Raw genomic sequence first — 19,293 nt, forward strand, 5'->3', positions numbered from 1 at the left:
CGTGACATCGGAGATCGAGCGGCGCCGCGAGCACCTGAGTGCCCGGTTCCCGCGCTGGACCCCACGCACCCTCGACGACTGGCTCGACCACTGCGCCGCGCGGTACGGAGACCGCCCCTTCGTCATCACGGACGAGCGGACCATCGGCTACGCCGAGACGGCCGAGTGGGCCGCCCGTCTCGCGGACGGTCTTGCCGCGCTCGGTGTGCGCCCCGGCGACCGGGTGGGGCTGCTGATGGCGAACTTCCTGGAGTTCGCCCCGCTGAAGTTCGCCGTCGCCCGGACCGGTGCCGTGGCGATCCCGTTCAACTACCTCTACCGGCAGGAGGAACTGGCCTACGTCCTGGCCCAGTCCGAGTGCTCCGTCCTGATCTCCATGACCGCGTTCGGCGACCTCGACTACCAGACCATGCTCGACGCCGTCGCGCCCGGCTGGGACGCCGGCGCGGCGACCCCGCTGCCGCACCTGCGGCAGGTCGTCCTGCTGCCCACCGAGGGCACCGAGCCGCGCGACGGCGTGCCGACCGTGGCCTCGCTCGCGGACGTCGGCGACCGCCACCGAGGGGGGTGCCCCGGCGGAGCGGCCCGGCCGGACGAGATCGGGGACCTGCTCTACACCTCCGGCACCACCGGCTCGCCCAAGGGTGTCCTCGTCACCCATGACTCCGTGCTGCGGACCGCCTACGCCTCGGCCTTGACCCGGGCGTTCCAGGATGGCCGGAGGATCCTGTTCTCGCTGCCCTGCTACCACATGTTCGGCTACGTCGAGGGGATGCTCGCCGCGATGACGGTGGGCGGCGCGATCGTCCCGCAGACCGCCTTCGACCCGGTCCGTTACCTCGCCGGGATCCAGCGCCACCGCGCCACCGACATCCTCTGCGTGCCCACGATGACCGTGGCCCTGCTGGAACACCCCGCACGCGTGGACCACGACCTCTCCTCGCTCACCGCGCTGCTGTCCGGCGCGGCCCCGGCCCCGGTCTGGCTCTGGAAGCGGGTGCGTGCGGAACTCGGCGTGGAGGAGATCACCACGGGATACGGCATGACCGAGTGCGGCGGAGCGATGACGTTCACCCTTCCCGATGATCCGCTGGAGCGGCACGCCGGAACCGTCGGCAGACCCAAGCTGGCCGGCCCGGCCGGACTGCCCGACGGGACGCTCGCCACCTACAAGGCGATCGACCCGCTCACCGGCGAGGACCTACCTCCCGGAGCCGAGGGCGAACTGGTCTCCCGGGGCCCGACGCACATGCGGGGCTTCTGGAAGAAACCCGAGGAGACCGCGAAGGCCCTGCGCGACGGCTGGGTGCACTCCGGCGACCTGGGCCGGGTCCGGGACGACGGATACCTCGAAGTCACCGGCCGCACAAAGGAGCTGTACAAGAGCGGCGGCGAACTGGTCATGCCCAAGGAGATCGAGGACCTGCTCACCGCCCACCCCGCGATCAGCCAGGTCTACCTGGTGGGCGTGCCCGACGAACGATGGGGCGACGCCGGCTGCGCCTGTGTGGTCCGTGCTCCCGGCGCGGACTTCTCCGCCGCGGATGTCGTCGCGCTGTGCAAGCAACGGCTCGCGCGGTTCAAGGTCCCCAAGCACGTGCTGTTCCTGGACGCCGCCGAACTGCCCACCACCCCCACCGGCAAGGTGCAGAAGTTCCGGCTGGCGCAGTACGCCCAGAAGCGAATCGAGGATGGCGAAGCATGACGGCCACGCTGCCGGAGACGGCACACGAGCAGACGGACAAGTACGCACGGCTGATCCAGCCGACCAGGGTGCACGGATCGCTCTACACCGATCCGGAGGTCTTCGCCGAGGAACTGGAGCGCATCTGGTACCGCACCTGGGTCTACGTCGGGCATGTCAGCGAGGTACCTCGACCGGGCGACTACGTACGCAAGAACATCGGGCCGCAGGACGTCGTCATGACCCGGGACCGCGACGGCGAGGTGCACCTGCTGCTCAACCGCTGCGCCCACCGCGGCAACCTGGTGTGCGACGCGCCCAGTGGCAACTCCAACTCCTTCCGCTGCCCCTACCACGGCTGGACGTACCGCAACAACGGCGACCTGCTGGGCTACCCCTACAACAAGGGCTACGGCGGCAAGGGCAAGCTCGCCCTCGGCCTCGGCCGGGTCCCCAGGGTCGCCTCCCACCAGGGCTTCGTCTTCGGCAGCTTCGCATCCGACGGCCCGACGCTCACCGAACACCTCGGCGCCGCCGCCGGAGAACTGGACCGTCTCGCACGGCTCTCCCCGGAGGGCGAGGTCGAACTCACCGCTGGCTGGCTCAAGCACCGCACGCGCGCCAACTGGAAGCTCCTCGCGGAGAACGAGACGGACGGCTACCACCCGCAGTTCGTGCACGGCTCCATCTTCAGCGTCACCGGCAGCCCGATCGGCGCCCTGTACAGCGACAACTCCACGGCCGTGACCCGCGACCTGGGCGGCGGCCACAGCGAGAACGACCTGCGCCCGGAGTTCCGCCGCTTCGGCGAGCCGATGCGCTGGTTCGGCACCACCGAGGACCGGGTGCCCCAGTACGTGGCGCGCATGAGGGAACTCCACGGCCCCGCCGCCGAGGAGATCCTCGTCGAGGGGTCCCCGCACGTGATGATCTTCCCCAACCTCTTCATCGCCGAGATCCAGCTCTTCGTCATCCAGCCGCTGACGGCCGGCGAGTGCGTCCAGCACTCCACCGCCATCCAGTTCAAGGGCGCCCCCGAACTCAACCGGCGCATGGTGTCGCAGTGCGTCGGCTCGGTCGGGCCGGCCGGGATGCTGCTCGCCGACGACACCGAGATGTACGAGCGCAACCAGCGCGGCGTCGCCCTGCGCGAGCCGGAATGGGTCGACATCCGGCGCGGAGTGGACCGGGAACGCACCGACGACAACGGCTTCCGTATCGGCACCGCGACCGACGAGACGGGCATGCGGGGCTTCTGGTCGCACTACCGGAACCTGATGGAGGCCTGAGAAGTGACCGCACCGGCAACCACTGACGACTCTGCCCTCGACCTGCGCCAGGTGGAGCAGTTCCTGTACCGCGAGGCCCGTTACGCGGACGAGCACGACTACGACGCGTGGGAGGCGCTGTGGACCGACGACGCCCTCTACTGGGTGCCCGCGGGCGCCCCGGACGGTGACCCCGTACAGCAGATGTCGGTGATCAGCGACAACCGCAGTCGTATCGCCACCCGGCTGGGGCAGCTCAGGACCGGCAAGCGGTACGCCCAGTCACCCCCCTCCCACCTGCGCCGGATCGTCTCCAACGTGGAGATCCTCGACGACGACGCCGGTCCGGGCGGGGAGCCCGGAGACCTGACCGTCGGCGCCAACTTCGTGCTGGTCGAGTCCCGCGAACGCGGCAAGGAGATCTGGTCCGGGCGTACCACGTACCGGCTGCGTCTCGTCGAGGGGCGGCTGCGGCTGGCGTACAAGAAGGTCGTCCTGGTCGACCACGACCGTGCGCTGCCCACCCTGTCCTTCCTGATCTGAGGGCGGCACCGATGAACGGGAACGAGATCGTGGGCAGCGAGTTCGCCGAGGTCGCGGTGAGCGTGGACACCACCGCCAACGGTCCCCGGCTCCGGCTGGAGGACCGGCGCACCGGGCGGGTCAGACACCTGGACGCGCTCGAACTGGAAGCCCTGGTGTGGCTCCCCGACGGACACCTGTCCAGGCTGCTCGACCCCTCGGCGGACCGCTGGCGCGAAGACGCCGGCAGCTGACGGGCCGGCACATGGATGTCATCGCACCCGACGAACTCGACCTGTCCCACTACGTCCGGGCGGGCGACACCGTCGCCTGGGGCCAGGCGTGCGCCGAGCCGCGGACCCTGACCGAGCGGCTGATGCGTCAGCGCGCCGGGATCGGGCCCTTCAGATGCTTCCTCGGGATCCCGGCCACCGACACCGTGCGGCCGGACCACGCGGACATGGTCTCCTTCGTCTCCTACACCGGCAGCGGCGGCAACCGGGCCCTGCACCGGGCCGGGAAGCTGGACGTGCTCCCCGCCCCCTATTCCAGCCTCCCCGGTCTGCTCACCACGGGCCCCGTCCGCGCCGACGTGGTGCTCATCCAGCTCCCTCCGGCGGACGAGCACGGCCGGCACAGCCCGGGGCTGGCCGACGACTACCTGAGCGCGGCCCTGCACACCGCGCGGGTGGTGATCGCCGAGGTCAACGACCAGGTCCCGCAGACCTGTGGCTCCCGCACCCTGGGTGCCGCCGACATCGACGTCGTGATCCACACGTCCCGCCCGCCCGCCGAGGTCCGGCCCGCCGCGTCCGACGGCGTCACCGCACAAGTGGCGGCCCGCGTGGCCGGCCTGGTGGAGGACGGGGTCACGCTCCAGTTCGGCGTCGGAGGGCTTCCGGAGGCCGTGCTCGGGCTGCTGACGGACCGCCGTGACCTGGGCATCCACTCCGGCCTGATCAACGACGCGGCCATGGACCTGATCGAGGCGGGAGTGGTGACGGGCGCCCGTAAGACGCTCGACCGGGGCCGCTCGGTCGGCGGCCTGCTGATGGGCACCCGGCGGTTGTTCCGCTACGCCCACCGCAACCCCGCGATCCAGTTGCGCGACACCGCCTACACCCACGACCCGCGGACGCTGGCCGCCCAGCACCGGCTGGTCGCCATCAACTCGGCCATCGAGGTGGACGTCTCCGGCCAGGTCAACTCCGAGCTGGCCAGGGGGAGTTACGTCGGTGCGGTCGGCGGCGCCGGCGACTTCCTGCGCGGAGCCGCCCAGTCACCGGGAGGCCTGCCCGTCATCGCCCTGCCCTCCACCGCCGGTACCGCCAGCCGCATCGTGGCCCGGCTGTCCGGCCCGGTCAGCACGTCCCGCAGCGACGCGGGACTCTTCGTCACCGAGTACGGCGTCGCCGACCTGCGCGGACAGCCGCTGAGCGTACGCCGTGAACGCATGCTCGCCATCGCCCACCCCGACCACCGAGCGGCGCTCGAAGCCGCGCTCGAAGAGCAAGGAGCCCCGGCATGACAGCCCTGCGCCGCGCCGCGATCGTCACACCGCTGCGTACCCCCGTCGGCACCTTCGGCGGCACCCTGCGCCCCGTACCCGCGCACGACCTGGCCGCCATCGTCATCAAGGCCGTGGTCGAGCGCTCCGGGGTCGACCCGCACCGTATCGACGACGTCGTCTTCGCCCAGTCGTACGCCAACTCCGAGGCCCCGTGCATCGGCCGCTGGGCCGCCCTCCGGGCCGGTCTGCCCGTCGAGGTGCCCGGCTTCCAGCTCGACCGGCGCTGCGGCGGCGGACTCCAGGCCGTGGTCACCGCCGCGATGACGGTCCAGACCGGAGCCGCCGACGTGGTCCTGGCGGGCGGCGCGGAGAGCATGAGCAACATCGAGCACTACTCCCCGGACGTCCGCTGGGGCAGCCGCTCCGGCACCGTACAGCTCTACGACCGCCTCGACCGGGGCCGGGAACGCTCGCAGCCGCAGGAGCGGTTCGGCCCGATCAGCGGAATGATCGAGACGGCCGAGAACCTCGCCGAGCGCTACGCCATCACCCGCGAGGAGGCCGACGCGTACGCGGCCCGCAGTCACCGGCGGGCCGCCGAAGCGCGGGACGCCGGACGCTTCGCCGACGAGATCGTGCCGGTCGACCTCCCTCGCCGGCGACCCGGGGACCCCCTGTCGTGCCACCGGGACGAGGGCATCCGCCCCGGCACCACCGAAGAGATCCTCGCCGGACTGCGTCCGTTGATGCCCGACGGCACCGTCACCGCGGGCAACTCCAGCCAGCAGAACGACGCCGCCGCGGCGTGTCTCGTCGTCGCCGAGGACAAGCTCGGCGAACTCGGCCTGGAACCCATGGGTTTCCTGCGCGGCTGGGCGGCGGCCGGATGCGAGCCCTCGGTCATGGGCATCGGCCCGGTGCCGGCGGTCGCCAAACTGTTCGCCCGGACCGGGCTGGGCTTCGACGACCTCGACCTCGTCGAGCTGAACGAGGCGTTCGCCTGCCAGGTGCTCGCCGTCCTCAAGGGATGGGGATTCAAGTACGACGAGGACGACGACCGGCTCAACGTCAACGGCTCCGGCATCTCGCTCGGCCACCCCATCGCCGCCACAGGGGTACGCATCCTCGCCACCATGCTGCACGAACTGCGGCGCCGCGGCGGCAGATACGCCCTCGAGACCATGTGCATCGGCGGCGGCCAGGGCATGGCCGCGATCTTCGAGGCGGCGTGACCACCATGACGACCACCCTGACCCGCGGCCCCTACGGCATCGTCTCCTACGCCACCTACCTTCCCCGGCACCGCGTCATGCGCGACGAACTGGGCACCGCCCTCGGTATCCGGGCGGGCCGCGGCGCCCGTGTCGCCGCCTCCTTCGACGAGGACAGCACCACCATGGGCGTCGAAGCCGCCCGCCGCCTGCGGTCCGCCCCGCCCGCACCGGCGTCGCTGTACTTCGCGACCACCTCTCCCGCCTACCTCGACAAGACCAACGCCTGCGCCCTGCACGCCGCACTCGGCCTGCCGCGCGACACCTTCGCGGCGGACCTGGCAGGCTCCGCGCGCTCCGGGATCGCCGCGCTGCGCGCCGCCGGACTCGACGGCGGTCTCGCCGTACTGTCCGACGTCCGCACCGGGCGCCCCGGCTCGGCCGACGAGCGGGACGGGGGAGACGGCGCGGCGGCCTTCCTCTTCGGCTCGGCGGACGCCGCGGTCGCCGAGATCCTCGCCCACACCTCGGCCACCGCCGAGTTCCTCGACCGCTGGCGCACCCCGGGGAGCCCGTCCGGCGAGCAGTGGGAGGAACGGTTCGGCCTGGAACGCTACCTGCCGCGGATCGAGGACACCGGACAGCGCGCTCTGAAAGCCGCCGGCACCGGACAGCCCGACCACGTGCTGCTCGTCTCGCCGAACGCGGCCGTCCGCAAGCGCGCCCCCAAGGTCTTCCCCGCACGCCTGTCGGCGAGCGGCTCACCCCTCGGGCATTCCGGAGCGGCCGACGCCGGGCTCGCCCTGGCCGACGTCCTCGACCGCGCCGGCGCCGACGAGACCATCCTGCTGCTCTCCGCCGCCGACGGCTGCGACGCCCTCCTGCTGCGGACCACCGACCGCCTCCCCTCCGCCAGGCAACACGACCCCCTCGCCCGGCAACTCGCCGAGGGCCGCCCCGTCCCGTACCCGACGTATCTGACCTGGCGCGGGTGGCTGGAGCGGGAGCCGCCGCGCAGGCCCGAACCGGATCGGCCGGCAGGACCGCCCTCAGCACGCGGGGAGAGGTGGAAGTTCGGGTTCACCGGCAGCCGCTGTGAGAACTGCGGCTTCGTCCACCTGCCGCCCGCCCGTGTGTGCAAGGACTGCGGCGCGGTGGACGCGATGGCGGCCGTGCCGCTGGCCGGGACGACCGGCACGGTGGCGACGTACACCGTCGACCGGCTCGCCCACTCGCCCTCGCCCCCGCTGATCGACGCGGTGGTCGACTTCGACGGCGGCGGGCGTTGCACGCTGGAGATCGCCGACACAGTGGCCGATGAACTCGACGTGGGTGTACGGGTCGAGCCGGTCTTCCGGCGGCTGCACACCGCGGGTGGCGTGCACAACTACTTCTGGAAGGCCCGTACGACGGCCGGGACGACGGCTCGTGCGACGGCCGGTACGACGGCCTCCGCCGCGGCGGGCACGAGTGAGCGGGAGGGCACGGCATGAGCAGCAACGGGATCCGCGACAGGGTCGCGGTCGTCGGCATGGGGTGCACCTCCTTCGGCGAGCACTGGGAGCGTTCGGCGGACGACCTGCTCCTCGACGCGACCCAGGAGTGCTTCGACGGGACCCCGGCCCTGGCGGCCGATGACGTGGACGCCTACTGGCTGGGCACCCTCGGCTCCGGACAGTCCGGCCTTGCGCTCAGCCGCCCACTGGCCCTGGACCACAAGCCCGTCACCCGGGTCGAGAACTACTGCGCCACCGGATCGGAGGCCTTCCGCAACGCCTGCTACGCGGTCGCCTCCGGGGCGTACGACCGGGTGATGGCCGTCGGCGTGGAGAAGCTGAAGGACTCCGGCTTCTCCGGGCTGCTGCGCTCCGACCCGCCGGGCGACGGCACGGCGCCCGAGCTGTCACTGACCGCGCCGGCCGCCTTCTCCCTGCTCGATCCGGCGTACTGCGCGCGGTACGGGGTGGAGCCGGCCGCGATGCGGGAGGCGATGACGCACGTCGCGTGGAAGAACCACGCCAACGGCGCCCGCAACCCCAAGGCCCAGTTCCGCTCCGTGGTCGCCAAGGAGACGATCGAGCGGGCGCCGCTGGTGGCCGGACGGCTCGGGGTCTTCGACTGTTCCGGGGTTTCCGACGGCGCCGCCTGCGCCCTGATCGTCCGGGCCGAGGACGCCCTGCGCTACACGGACCGGCCGATGTACGTGAAGGGGCTGTCCCTGGTCGCGGGGGCCGTCAGGGGAGCCATGGACCCCGGCTACGACTACACCACCTTCCCGGAGGTGGTCCACGCCGCCGCCGACGCCTACCGGCAGGCGGGTGTCACCGACCCGGGCACGCAGATATCGCTCGCCGAGGTGCACGACTGCTTCACCCCGACCGAGGTGGTGCTGATGGAGGACCTGGGGTTCGCCGAGCGCGGCCAGGCGTGGAAGGACGTCCTGGACGGGGCCTTCGAGCTGGACGGCCGGCTGCCCGTGAACCCCGACGGCGGGCTGAAGTCCTTCGGTCATCCCGTCGGGGCGAGCGGCCTGCGGATGCTGTACGAGTGCTGGCTGCAGTTCCGCGGTGAAGCGGGCGAGCGCCAGCTGACGGATCCGCGTCTCGGCCTCACCCACAACCTGGGCGGGCGGCCGGGCGGATGTGTCTCGTTCGTCTCGGTCGTGGGTCCCGACCCGGGGTGACCGGTCCCGCCCGGCGAAGGGGCGTTGACCCGGAGTCGGAATTTTATTTATATTAGATTCAAAACTGGAGGCTGTGAGCGTGCGACACGATGAGAAAGAGGCGGTGGCGGCCGAGCTCTACCGGGCACTGGCCCACGGAGACCGCGAGCGGCTCGACCGGATCCTGCATCCCGCGTTCGAGGGCCGGACCACCGAGGGACTCCCGCTGGGCCTGGGCGGGACGTACACCGGAAGCGACGCCATGCGCCGCGGGTTCTGGGGCCGGATCGCCAGGAGCTACGACGCCCGGGCGGAACCCGCCGGTTTCCGCCACCTCGAAGACGGCGACCTGCTGGTCACCGGCCGGTACGTGGGCGAGGCGAGACAAGGCGGCGGCAAGCTCGACGCGGAGTTCTCCCACCTCCTGAGCTTCGAGGGTGAGCGGATCACCGGCCTCGTCCAACTGACGGACAGCGCACGCTGGTCCGAGGCCCTGGGGACCGGCCGGGCCCTGTCGACCGTGGATTTCCGCGTCACCGACGGACTCGCCGAGCTCCGGCTCGACCGCCCGCACGCCCGCAACGCCCTCGACCAGGCCATGGCCGACGACCTGTACGAGGTCGCCCAGCGCCTGGCCGCCGATCCGGACGTGCGGGCGGTACTGATCACGGGCGACGGTCCCGCCTTCACCGTGGGCGGCGACATCGCCTACTTCGCGGGCAACGCCGGCGCCGGGCTGCCCGGCACGTTGCGCAGGATGATCTCGCCGTACCACGAGGCGCTTCGTCTGCTCAGCACGCTCGACGCGCCGATCGTGTGCGCCGCGCACGGCGCGGTCGCGGGCGGCGGGCTGGGGCTGCTGTACTGCGCCGACATCGTGCTGGCCGCCGAGGGCACCAAGTTCGCCTCCGGGTTCACGGCGCTCGGGCTGTCCGGTGACGGTGGCAACTCCTGGTTCCTGCCGAGGCTCGTGGGACCCCGCCGGGCAGCCGAGTTCTACTTCGAACAACGGGTGCTCGACGCTCACGAGGCCGTCGAATGGGGCCTGGCGACACGCGTGCTGCCGGCCGGTGAACTGGCCGACGAGGCCCTCGCGGTCGCCCGGCGACTGGCCGGCGGTCCCACCCGCGCCCATGGCGAGATCCGCCGGCTGCTGCGCGAAACCTGGTCGGCCACGCTGGCCGAGCAGTTGGCGGCCGAGGGGGAGGCGGTCGCCCGCACCGCCCGGACATCGGACGTCTCGGCGGCCGTCGCCGCCTTCATCGACAAGCGCAAGCCCACGTTCCAGGGACGGTAGCGATGACAGCACTGATCACGGACAGCGACGAACATCGGCTGATCCGGGAGAGCACCGCCAAGATCGCCGCCCGCTACGGGCACGCGTACTACAGCGAACGTGCCCGGACGGGCGCGGGCGTGGAGGAGCTGTGGAGCGAACTGGGGGAGGCCGGGCTGCTGGGCGTCCACCTTCCCGAGGAGTACGGGGGCGGGGGCGCGGGTCTCGCCGAACTCGTCGTGGTCCTCGAGGAGTTGTCGGCGCATGGCATGCCGATCCTCAGCAGCGTCATCTCGCCCGCCATCTGCGGCTCGATCCTCGCTGCCCACGCCTCGCCGGAGATGAAGCGGGCCTGGCTCCCGGACATCGCCACGGGTCGCCGGAGGATGGCGTTCGCCATCACCGAGCCGGACGCCGGATCCAACAGCCATGCCATCACCACCACCGCGCGCTCCGACGGCGAGGGTTGGCGCATCTCGGGCTCCAAGTACTTCATTTCCGCCCTGAACGAGGCGGACGCCGTGCTCGTCGTCACCCGGGACGGCGATCTCGCCCCCTCGGCGTCCGGACGCAGCCCGCTGTCCCTGTTCGTGGTTCCCGTCGACTCGCCCGGCCTGCAGTTCCAGCCCATCGAGACCGAACTGGTCTGCCCGGACAAACAGTTCACCCTGTTCTTCGACGACGTCCAGGTGACCGGCGACGCCCTGATCGGGGAGCGCGGCAAGGGCCTGCGGCAGGTCTTCGCCGGCCTCAACCCCGAGCGCATCACCGCCTCGGCGCTCAGCAACGGCATCGGCCGCTACGCGGTGGGTAAGGCCCGCGACTACGCCCGCGAACGCACGGTGTGGTCCGCTCCGATCGGAGCTCATCAGGGCATCTCCCACCCCCTCGCCGAAGCGCACATCGGGGTCGAGCTCGCCCGGCTCGCCACCGCCCGCAGCGCGGAGCTGTTCGACGCCGGACAGGACGCCGCGGCAGCGGCCAACATCGCGAAGTTCACCGCCGCCGAAGCCTCTCTCAAGGCCCTCGACCAGGCGATCCAGACCCATGGCGGCAACGGCCTGTCCCGCGAGTACGGCCTGGCCGACCTGTGGTTCGTCGCCCGCATGCTGCGCACCGCCCCGGTCAGCCGGGAGATGGTGCTCAACTTCGTGGCCCAGCACAGCCTCGGCCTGCCGAACTCGTACTGATCCCCCCCATCCGAGCAACGAGGAGTACCCACATGGCAGGAGTACAGGACCGGGTCGTCGTGGTGACCGGCGCGGGCGGCGGGCTGGGGCGCGAGTACGCGCTGCTGTTGGCCCGGCACGGCGCCCGAGTCGTCGTCAACGACCTCGGTGGCGCGCGGGACGGCACCGGATCGGGCAACGCGATGGCCGACGCCGTCGTCGCCGAGATCCGGGCCGCGGGCGGCCAGGCGGTCGCCAGCTACGACAGCGTGGCCACCGAGGAGGGCGCCACCGGTGTGATCGGCACCGCCCTGCGGGAGTACGGGGCCGTGCACGGCGTGGTCAACAACGCGGGCATCCTGCGGGACGCCTCCTTCGCGAAGATGACGGTGGACCAGTGGGAGGCCGTGCAGCGCGTGCACCTCTTCGGCGGGTACCACGTCACCCGCGCCGCCTGGCCGCACTTCCGCGAGCAGGGACACGGCCGGGTGGTCATGGCCACCTCCACCTCCGGGCTGTACGGCAACTTCGGACAGGCCAACTACGGCGCCGCCAAGCTCGGCCTGGTCGGCCTGGTCAACACGCTCGCCGTCGAGGGACGCAAGTACAACATCCTCGCCAACGCGGTCGCACCGCTGGCCAGGACCCGGATGAGTGAGGACGCCGCCCCCGCCGAGCTCCTGGAGCGGCTGCCGGCCGAGTTCGTGGCACCCGTCGTCGCCCATCTGCTGACCGACGAATGCACCGATACCGGCACGGTGCTGATCGCGGGAGGCGACCGCGTCCAGCGGGTCGCGTACTTCGCCTCCAAGGGGGTGACCTTCACCGGCACCCCGAGCCTGCGGGACATCGCCGACCGCTGGTCCGACATCACCGACATGGACGGCGCCGCCGTCGGCACCAATCCGCTGGCCTGAGCCCGGAAACCCGAGCCCGGAAACCCGAGCCCGGAAAGGAGACAGCCTTCGTGAAATCCTTCGACGCCCTGGTCATCGGCGCCGGCGCGGGCGGCCTGTTCACCGCCGCCCGCCTGACCCACCACGGTTACCGCACCCTCGTGGTGGAACGCCTCGACCGGGTGGGCGGGCGCGCCTCCACCCACGACATCGACGGCTTCAAGGTCAACAACGGGGCCATCGTCATCGAGGTGGGCGGCATCACCGAGCAGACCTTCCAGGAGGTCGGCGCCAAGTTCGACGTCCGCCGGGCCAACCCGCCCATCCTGTACCGCATCGGCGGCAAGGACATCGACGTGACCGGCGGCGGCTGGGGCATGCTGCTGTCCAAGCTCACCCGCCAGGGCGCCAAGCTCCTCGGCGGCCTCGGTGCCGCGCGCGAGGACAGCGGCCTGCCCGACGCCGAACTGTCCACCGCCGACTGGATCCGCCGCTACACCAAGAACGAATCCGTGCACGGTGTCTTCCGCAACATGTGCGGATCGGTCTTCGCGGTGAGTTCCGAGGAACTGCCCGCCCGCGTCTTCCTCACCTACTTCACCCGCAAGAGCGCCTTCAAGAAGTTCGGGTTCTGTCCCGACGGCACCATCGGGATCTGGCGCGCGCTCGCCGACGTGGTCACCGCCGGCGGCGGTGAGGTCTGGCTGGACAGCGAGGTGCGCAGGCTGACGGTGGACGCCGGCCGGGTCACCGGCGCCGTCGTCGCCCGCGACGGCCAGGACACCGACATCGCTTGCCGGTTCGCGGTCAGCGACGTGGGGCCGAGCGCCACCGTGGCACTCGCCGGCGAGGAGCACTTCTCCGAGGAGTACCTGACCTCGGTACGGCGCGGCGACCGGCCCTGCGCGATGATCTCGGTCAACTTCGCCAGCCGGGAGCGCCTGGTCGAGGCCCCGGGCCTGCTCAGTTTCGCCAGCACCCGCCGCATGTGCTACGTCGCCAACTTCACCGCGACCTGCCCGGAGATGGCGCCGGAGGGCTGGCACCTCTACGTGGGCACGGCCGTCCCGCAGCCGGCTGTCGGCGACTTCGACGAGGCGGCCGAGACCGAGCTGCTCATGGCCGATCTCCGCGACCAGATCCCGGGTTTCGACCGCGCCCGGATCCTGTCCACCGTCGTCACCCGCGACGGCTGGCCCCCGCAACGTGCCGTGGCGGGCTTCGACCTCCCGAACACCACTCCCGTTCCCAACCTCTGGAACGTCGGCGACGCGGTCAAGGAGTACGCCAACGGCGGCACCACGGCCTGCGCGGAGACCGCGAAGCTCGTCGTCGAACAGATCCTGCGACACCACCCGGTCGGCGTCGCGGCCGAGCCGACCGGAGCCCCGAGGGAGCACTGATGAAGATCACCGTTGACCGTTCCAAGTGCACGGGTCTGGGCATCTGCGAGTCCCTGGCACCCGACGTGTTCGAAGTGAACGACGAGGGCGAACTCGTGCTGAAGACGCAGACCGTCCCCCCGGGGACCCTTTCCGACGTCGAGGAAGCCATCGCGGGCTGCCCGACCGAGGCCCTCCGGCTGGAGCCCTGATGGGGACCCGCCGGCTGGTCGTCGTCGGCGCGTCCCTGGCCGGGCTCCGGGCCGTCGAGGCCGCACGCAAAGGCGGCTTCGAGGGGCGGATCACCCTCGTCGGGGCCGAGCCGCACCTCCCGTACGACCGGCCTCCGCTCTCCAAGCAGTTCCTCGACGCGAACGGTGCGGACGGGGCCCCGCCGACCTTCCGCACCGAGGAGATGCTCCGCACCGACCTCGGCGCGGAACTCCTGCTCGGCGCCCCCGCCACGTGCCTGGACACCGCGGCCCGCACGGTCGTCGTCGGCGAGCGGCCCATCGGCTACGACGCCCTGGTCATCGCCACCGGCGCGATCGCCCGCCGGCTGCCCGGCACCGAGGGTCTGGCAGGCGTTCACACGCTGCGCACCCTGGACGACGCGGCCGCCGTCCGACGTGCCCTCGATGCCGGGGCGCGGACCGTGGTGATCGGCGCCGGTTTCATCGGCGCCGAGACCGCGGCCGCCGCCAGGAAACGCGGGCTGGACGTCGTCGTGGTCGAGGCACAGGCGACGCCGCTGGTACGTGCTGTCGGCCAGGCCATGGGAGGCGCTCTCGCCTCCCTGCACCGGCGCCACGGCACCGATCTGCGGTGCGGGCTGAGCGTCACCGCGCTGGAGGGGGCGGGCCGGGTCGAAAGGGTCCGGCTCTCCGACGGGAGGGTGCTCGACGCCGACCTTGTCGTCGTCGGCACCGGTGCGGTACCCGCCACCGACTGGCTGGTGGGTTCCGGCCTGACCCTGGACGACGGCGTGGTCTGCGACGAGACGCTCTCCACCGGAGCCGAAGGCGTGTACGCGGCGGGCGATGTCGCCCGCTGGCACAACCCCGTCTTCGACCGGCCCATGCGCCTGGAGCACTGGACCAGCGCGGCCGAACAGGGGGCCCTCGCCGCCCGCAACGCCCTGAACCCCCGGGCGGCGAAAGCCTACGTGACAGTGCCGTACTTCTGGTCCGACCAGTACGACACCCGTATCCAGTTCGTCGGCGTCCCCGACGCGGAGGAGATCGCCGTAACCGACGGCGACATCGAGCGCGACCACCAGTGCCTCGCCCTGTACCGCGCGGGTGACCGGCTGGTGGGGGCCCTGGCCGTCAACAGGCCCACCGAGATCATGAAATACCGGCGACTCGTCGCCCGGGGCGCCTCGTGGGAGGAAGGGCTCGCGTTCGCCCGGTCGAGGCGCAGGTCCCGGCAGACCGCCGACGTATGAGAGGGAAGAAGATGGCAGAGGGCCCGCTGTCGGGATGCAGGGTGCTGGAACTCGCGGGCATCGGCCCGGGCCCGTTCGCGGGCATGACCCTGGCGGACCTGGGCGCCGAGGTGGTCCGGGTCGACCGCCCCGGCGGCAGCGGGCTGTTCCCGGGCTTCGAGCACGTGGACGTCCTCAACCGGGGGAAGAAGTCGGTCCTGCTCGACCTGAAGCGACCGGACGCCGTGCGGGCCGTACTGGACATGGCGGCCCGGGCCGACGTCCTCATCGAGGGGTACCGCCCCGGAGTCGCCGAGCGACTCGGTCTCGGCCCCGACGACTGCCTCGCCAGGAATCCGAGCCTGGTCTACGGCCGTATGACCGGCTGGGGCCAGGACGGGCCGCTGGCCCGACTGGCCGGTCACGACATCGGATACATCGCCCTGACGGGAGCCCTGCACGCCGTCGGCAGCGCCGGCGGCCCGCCGCAGATCCCGCTCAATCTCGTCGGCGACTTCGGAGGCGGCGGGACGTACCTCGTCATCGGAGTCCTGGCCGCCCTGCGTGAGGCCGAGCGCACCGGCCGGGGGCAGGTCGTGGACGCCGCCATCGTGGACGGCACGGCCCATCTGCTCGCCGGCACCCACATGCTGCTGGCGACCGGAACGTGGCAGGACGAGCGCGGCGTGAACCTCCTGGACGGCGGAGCGCCGTTCTACGCGGTGTACGAGACCTCCGACGGCCGTCACATGGCGGTCGGCGCCCTGGAGCCGAAGTTCTACGCGGAACTGCTCGCCGTTCTCGGACTCGACGAGGACCCCGCCGCCCAGCACGACCGCACCCGTTGGCCGCGGCTGCGCGAGCGCCTCGCGGCGGCGTTCGCGAGCCGTACCCAGGGCGAATGGGCCGAGGCGTTCTCCGCGTCGGACGCGTGCGTGGCGCCGGTACTGAGCCTGCGGGAGGCGTCGGACCACCCGCACATCAGGGCCCGCGGCACACTGGTGGAACGCGACGGCGTCCTCCAACCGGCGCCCGCACCCCGCTTCTCGGCGACGCCCACCGCTCTCGGACCGCCCCCGCCGGTGCCGGGCCGGCACACCGCCGACGTCCTCAAGTCGTGGGAGGTCGAGGACGCCGAGGGCTTGCTGGCGTCGGGCGCCGCCGTACAGGCCTGACCCTTCGGCACGGTAATTCTCTAATGCACATTAGATTACCTCTGAAGCGGGGAAGTCCCTGAGGCCCCTGCATGTGCCTCTCAGGCTGTTCAGCCCGCGGACGTGGCCGTCCGCCGACCCCGGGAACCGCGTGACGGCCGCGCGCCGCCCTGTTCCTGCGCGGTGGGCACTTCCAGGCCGTGCCGCACCAGGGATTTCGCGGTGCGTACCACGACGTCCAGCGAGCCCTGGCGGGGATTCCACCACTCGTTCGCCCAGTTCAGGGCGCCCAGGACCAGCATGCGGGCGGCCCGGGGTTCGAGGTCGGCGCGGAGTTCACCCGCCTTCTGGGCGTCGTGAAGGAGCGTGCGCCAGATGTCCCCGTACTTGCGCTCCTCGGCGAGCTGCCGGGTGCGGATGTCCTCGGGGACCTGGCCCGCGTTGCGGATCGCGGCGGTGGCGAAGTCGGAGATGGCCAGCTGATAGCGCAGGTGTTCCTCCACGGCGGTGTCGATGCGGTCCATGGGGGTGGTGTCCGGCGGGAGCGCTTCGAGCGCCTCCGCCACATGCTCCCGCAGGCGGGCCACACCGACCCACATGACCTCTTCGATCAGTACTTCCCGGGAGGAGAAGTAGTAGTAGATGGCGGGAGCCTGGATCTCCGCCTGCTCCGCCACGTCACTCAGCCGTGTTCCGGCGTAGCCCTTGCGGCTGAGGACGTGGGCCGCCGCGTCCAGGATGCGTTCGCGCGTGCGCGCCGACTTGGAGTCGGATGGATCGGCCGGCGGCTTACCCGCGGATTTTCTAGGCACGGGTCAACTATAGGTCGTCGACCAGCCGCCGGACGGCCTCCACCGTGCCGGCCGGGTCCGGCCCCACCGGGTCCAGGTTCAGGGTCGTCACGCCGGCCTCCCGGTACGCGTGGATCCGTTCCGCCACCAGACCCGGCGGACCGATCAGCGTGGTCCGGGCCAGCCACTCCCGGGGGACCGCGGCCTCGGCCTCCTTCTTCTTGCCGTCCAGATAGAGGTCCTGGATGAGCTCGGCCTCGGCCTCGAAGCCGTATCGGCGGGCCAGGTCGTTGTAGAAGTTCTTGTCGCGGGATCCCATACCGCCGATGTACCGGGCGGCCGTCGGCCGTTCCAGGTCGAGCAGGTCGTCGACCGGGAGGTTCTCCCCGACGGCGACCGGGCCGCCGGCGACGATGTCGAGCGGCGGCAGTTCGGGGGAGCGGCGTGCCGTTCCCGCAGCAAGCGCGGGCCCGAAGACCTCCGCCGATTTTTCCGGCATGAAGAACAACGGAAGCCAGCCGTCCGCCAGTTTGGCCGTCGCGGTCACCGAGCGCTCCATCAGGGAGGCCCAGTAGACGGGGATGTCGGCGCGGTACGGATGGTTGATCAGCCGCAGCGGCTTGCCGAGCCCGGTCCCGCGGTCGGCGGGCAGGGGCAGCTGGTAGACCCTGCCGTCATGGGTGAGGGGTTCCTGGCGCCGCCACGTCTTCCGGCAGATCTCGATCGTCTCGGTGATCCGCCGCATCGGCCGGTCGAACGGCACTCCGTGGAAACCTTCGACGACCTGCGGCCCGGAAGCGCCGAGACCGAGGGCGAAACGGCCCCGGGAGAGGCTGTCCGCGGCGGCGGCGCTCATGGCCAGGAGGGCGGGGGTGCGACTGAAGACGTTGACGATGCCGGTGCCGATCCGGATCCGTTCGGTCGTCGCGGCGAGATAGCCGACGAGCGTCATGGCGTCGAAGCCATAGGCCTCCGGGACCCACACCAGGTCCAGGCCCGCGGACTCCAGGTCGCGCACGAGGCCGGCGGTGGCCACCGGATCGCCGGTGTATCGGGACAGCAGCATCGAGAGTTTCACGTGGTCCTCCGGTCGGTCGTGGACTGCGGTGGCCGGTTCACGCCAGACCGCCTCTGTCGACCAGCTGGGCGGCGATGACGTTGCGCTGGATCTCGTTGGTGCCCTCGCCGACGATCATCAGGGGGGCGTCGCGGAAGTAGCGCTCGACGTCGTACTCGGTGGAGTAGCCGTACCCCCCGTGGATCCGGACCGCGTCGAGCGCGATCTCCATGGCGGTCTCGGAGGCGAACAGCTTGGCCATGCCCGCCTCCATGTCGCACCGGTCCCCGGAGTCGTGGCGTTCCGCGGCGTACAGCACCAGCTGTCGTGCCGCGACGAGCTTCGTGGCCATGTCGGCGAGACGGTGGCCGACCGCCTGGTGCCGCCAGATCGGCTTGCCGAAGCTCTCGCGCTCCCGGGCGTAGCGCAGGGCGTCGTCCAGGGCCGCCTGACCGACGCCGAGTGCCCGCGCGGCGACCTGGATACGGCCCGTCTCGAGGCCCTTCATCATCTGTGCGAACCCGTGTCCTTCGACGCCGCCCAGGAGCGCGTCGCCCGGCGCCCGGTAGCCGTCGAAGGAGAGTTCGCAGCTCTCGACGCCCTTGTAGCCCAGCTTGGGCAGGTCGCGGGAGACGGTGAGGCCGGGGCCGTGCTCGACGAGCAGGATGCTGATGCCCTTGTGGCGGGGCGAGGCGTCGGGGTCCGTCTTGCACAGCAACGCGATGAGTCCGGAGCGGCGGGCGTTGCTGATCCACGTCTTGGCGCCGGAGACGATGTAGTCGCCGTCCGGCCGCCGACGGGCGACGGTGCCCATCGCCTGGAGATCGGAACCGCCGCCCGGCTCGGTGAGCGCCATCGTGGCCCGTACTTCCCCCGTCGCCATCTTCGGCAGGTAGCGGTTCTTCTGTTCCTCGGTGCCGAAGGCGAGGAGGAGCTTGGCGACGACCGTGTGGCCGCCCATCGCCCCGGCCAGGCTCATCCAGCCGCGGGCCAGCTGCTCGGTCACCTCGACATAGCAGGACGTGGACACCGGCGCCCCGCCGTAGGACTCCGGGACGGCCAGGCCGTAGATCCCGAGCGCCTTCATCTGCTCGATCAGCTTCTCGGGGTACTCGTTGGCGTGCTCCAGCTCCCGCACCACGGGCCGCACATCCCGGTCGACGAACTCCCGGACGACATCGACGACGTCCTGTTCCTCCTCGGACAGGGTGGGCATACAGGTCTCCTCACTCGGCTACCGGACTCGCGTCTCTCGATTATAGTCTAATTTAGATTAGATAATGAG

At 71.5% G+C, this 19,293-nt stretch carries 18 protein-coding genes; 15 read left to right on the forward strand and 3 right to left on the reverse strand.

Annotation, left to right across the window (positions count from 1 at the left end; translation table 11 throughout):
* The first annotated feature begins 1 nt into the window (after position 1).
* The 15 genes from ACIBVL_RS26150 to ACIBVL_RS26220 all read left to right on the forward strand — a co-directional run bounded on the left by ACIBVL_RS26150 (position 2) and on the right by ACIBVL_RS26220 (position 16,181).
* Positions 2–1,705, forward strand: coding sequence for a class I adenylate-forming enzyme family protein (locus tag ACIBVL_RS26150; RefSeq protein ID WP_399100317.1), 1,704 nt, complete (start codon positions 2–4; stop codon positions 1,703–1,705).
* Positions 1,702–2,973 carry a Rieske 2Fe-2S domain-containing protein gene (locus ACIBVL_RS26155; RefSeq protein ID WP_399100319.1) on the forward strand — a complete coding sequence of 424 codons (1,272 nt, stop codon included), beginning with the start codon at positions 1,702–1,704 and terminating at the stop codon, positions 2,971–2,973. Before ACIBVL_RS26150 ends, ACIBVL_RS26155 begins: the two co-directional genes overlap by 4 nt.
* Positions 2,974–2,976: 3 nt before the next feature.
* Positions 2,977–3,495, forward strand: coding sequence for an aromatic-ring-hydroxylating dioxygenase subunit beta (locus ACIBVL_RS26160; protein ID WP_399100321.1), 519 nt, complete (start codon positions 2,977–2,979; stop codon positions 3,493–3,495).
* Positions 3,496–3,506: 11 nt separating this feature from the next.
* The gene (locus ACIBVL_RS26165) at positions 3,507–3,728 is read left to right on the forward strand and encodes a hypothetical protein (RefSeq protein WP_177262142.1); all 222 of its coding nucleotides are present in this window, start codon (positions 3,507–3,509) and stop codon (positions 3,726–3,728) included.
* Between the two features lie 11 nt (positions 3,729–3,739).
* Positions 3,740–5,002 carry an acetyl-CoA hydrolase/transferase family protein gene (locus ACIBVL_RS26170; protein WP_399100323.1) on the forward strand — a complete coding sequence of 421 codons (1,263 nt, stop codon included), beginning with the start codon at positions 3,740–3,742 and terminating at the stop codon, positions 5,000–5,002.
* The gene (locus ACIBVL_RS26175) at positions 4,999–6,216 is read left to right on the forward strand and encodes an acetyl-CoA C-acetyltransferase (RefSeq protein ID WP_399100326.1); all 1,218 of its coding nucleotides are present in this window, start codon (positions 4,999–5,001) and stop codon (positions 6,214–6,216) included. The genes ACIBVL_RS26170 and ACIBVL_RS26175 overlap by 4 nt, the downstream gene beginning before the upstream one ends.
* A 5-nt stretch (positions 6,217–6,221) precedes the next feature.
* Positions 6,222–7,688, forward strand: a complete 1,467-nt coding sequence (locus tag ACIBVL_RS26180; RefSeq protein WP_399100328.1) for an OB-fold domain-containing protein — start codon at positions 6,222–6,224, stop codon at positions 7,686–7,688.
* Positions 7,685–8,878, forward strand: coding sequence for an acetyl-CoA acetyltransferase (locus ACIBVL_RS26185; RefSeq protein ID WP_399100330.1), 1,194 nt, complete (start codon positions 7,685–7,687; stop codon positions 8,876–8,878). The genes ACIBVL_RS26180 and ACIBVL_RS26185 overlap by 4 nt, the downstream gene beginning before the upstream one ends.
* A 79-nt stretch (positions 8,879–8,957) precedes the next feature.
* Positions 8,958–10,154 carry an enoyl-CoA hydratase-related protein gene (locus ACIBVL_RS26190; RefSeq protein WP_399100332.1) on the forward strand — a complete coding sequence of 399 codons (1,197 nt, stop codon included), beginning with the start codon at positions 8,958–8,960 and terminating at the stop codon, positions 10,152–10,154.
* Between the two features lie 2 nt (positions 10,155–10,156).
* A complete protein-coding gene (locus ACIBVL_RS26195) occupies positions 10,157–11,323 on the forward strand; it encodes an acyl-CoA dehydrogenase family protein (RefSeq protein ID WP_399100334.1) in 1,167 nt (388 codons plus the stop codon).
* Between the two features lie 32 nt (positions 11,324–11,355).
* Positions 11,356–12,219, forward strand: coding sequence for an SDR family NAD(P)-dependent oxidoreductase (locus ACIBVL_RS26200; RefSeq protein WP_399100337.1), 864 nt, complete (start codon positions 11,356–11,358; stop codon positions 12,217–12,219).
* A gap of 50 nt (positions 12,220–12,269) precedes the next feature.
* Positions 12,270–13,601 (forward strand): phytoene desaturase family protein, encoded by a 1,332-nt coding sequence (locus ACIBVL_RS26205; protein ID WP_399100339.1) that lies wholly within the window; start codon positions 12,270–12,272, stop codon positions 13,599–13,601.
* Positions 13,601–13,792, forward strand: coding sequence for a ferredoxin (locus tag ACIBVL_RS26210; protein ID WP_059210178.1), 192 nt, complete (start codon positions 13,601–13,603; stop codon positions 13,790–13,792). Before ACIBVL_RS26205 ends, ACIBVL_RS26210 begins: the two co-directional genes overlap by 1 nt.
* On the forward strand, positions 13,792–15,027 hold the full coding sequence (locus ACIBVL_RS26215; protein ID WP_399100342.1) for an NAD(P)/FAD-dependent oxidoreductase: 1,236 nt from the start codon (positions 13,792–13,794) through the stop codon (positions 15,025–15,027). Before ACIBVL_RS26210 ends, ACIBVL_RS26215 begins: the two co-directional genes overlap by 1 nt.
* A gap of 11 nt (positions 15,028–15,038) precedes the next feature.
* Complete coding sequence (locus ACIBVL_RS26220; protein ID WP_399100344.1) at positions 15,039–16,181, forward strand: CaiB/BaiF CoA transferase family protein; 1,143 nt, start codon at positions 15,039–15,041, stop codon at positions 16,179–16,181.
* 89 nt (positions 16,182–16,270) lie between these two features.
* On the opposite strand, the gene ACIBVL_RS26225 is transcribed toward ACIBVL_RS26220, so the two are convergent.
* The 3 genes from ACIBVL_RS26225 to ACIBVL_RS26235 are packed head-to-tail and all read right to left on the reverse strand — an operon-like array spanning position 16,271 to position 19,224.
* Entirely contained in the window at positions 16,271–16,972 is a 702-nt protein-coding gene (locus tag ACIBVL_RS26225) for a TetR/AcrR family transcriptional regulator (RefSeq protein ID WP_399100346.1), read from the reverse strand.
* 7 nt (positions 16,973–16,979) lie between these two features.
* A complete protein-coding gene (locus tag ACIBVL_RS26230) occupies positions 16,980–18,029 on the reverse strand; it encodes an LLM class F420-dependent oxidoreductase (RefSeq protein ID WP_399100349.1) in 1,050 nt (349 codons plus the stop codon).
* A gap of 37 nt (positions 18,030–18,066) precedes the next feature.
* Positions 18,067–19,224, reverse strand: coding sequence for an acyl-CoA dehydrogenase family protein (locus ACIBVL_RS26235; RefSeq protein ID WP_399100351.1), 1,158 nt, complete (start codon positions 19,222–19,224; stop codon positions 18,067–18,069).
* Positions 19,225–19,293 lie beyond the last annotated feature (69 nt).

This window comes from Streptomyces sp. NPDC049687, assembly GCF_044465285.1.
Lineage (GTDB): Bacteria > Actinomycetota > Actinomycetes > Streptomycetales > Streptomycetaceae > Streptomyces.

Coding starts and splice junctions, on each gene's coding strand:
- ACIBVL_RS26215 (WP_399100342.1), top strand. CDS start 13,792: ATGGGGACCCGCCGGCTGGTCGTCGTCGGCGCGTCCCTGGCCGGGCTC.
- ACIBVL_RS26165 (WP_177262142.1), top strand. CDS start 3,507: ATGAACGGGAACGAGATCGTGGGCAGCGAGTTCGCCGAGGTCGCGGTG.
- ACIBVL_RS26195 (WP_399100334.1), top strand. CDS start 10,157: ATGACAGCACTGATCACGGACAGCGACGAACATCGGCTGATCCGGGAG.
- ACIBVL_RS26170 (WP_399100323.1), top strand. CDS start 3,740: ATGGATGTCATCGCACCCGACGAACTCGACCTGTCCCACTACGTCCGG.
- ACIBVL_RS26200 (WP_399100337.1), top strand. CDS start 11,356: ATGGCAGGAGTACAGGACCGGGTCGTCGTGGTGACCGGCGCGGGCGGC.
- ACIBVL_RS26155 (WP_399100319.1), top strand. CDS start 1,702: ATGACGGCCACGCTGCCGGAGACGGCACACGAGCAGACGGACAAGTAC.
- ACIBVL_RS26235 (WP_399100351.1), bottom strand. CDS start 19,224: ATGCCCACCCTGTCCGAGGAGGAACAGGACGTCGTCGATGTCGTCCGG.
- ACIBVL_RS26185 (WP_399100330.1), top strand. CDS start 7,685: ATGAGCAGCAACGGGATCCGCGACAGGGTCGCGGTCGTCGGCATGGGG.
- ACIBVL_RS26210 (WP_059210178.1), top strand. CDS start 13,601: ATGAAGATCACCGTTGACCGTTCCAAGTGCACGGGTCTGGGCATCTGC.
- ACIBVL_RS26180 (WP_399100328.1), top strand. CDS start 6,222: ATGACGACCACCCTGACCCGCGGCCCCTACGGCATCGTCTCCTACGCC.
- ACIBVL_RS26175 (WP_399100326.1), top strand. CDS start 4,999: ATGACAGCCCTGCGCCGCGCCGCGATCGTCACACCGCTGCGTACCCCC.
- ACIBVL_RS26220 (WP_399100344.1), top strand. CDS start 15,039: ATGGCAGAGGGCCCGCTGTCGGGATGCAGGGTGCTGGAACTCGCGGGC.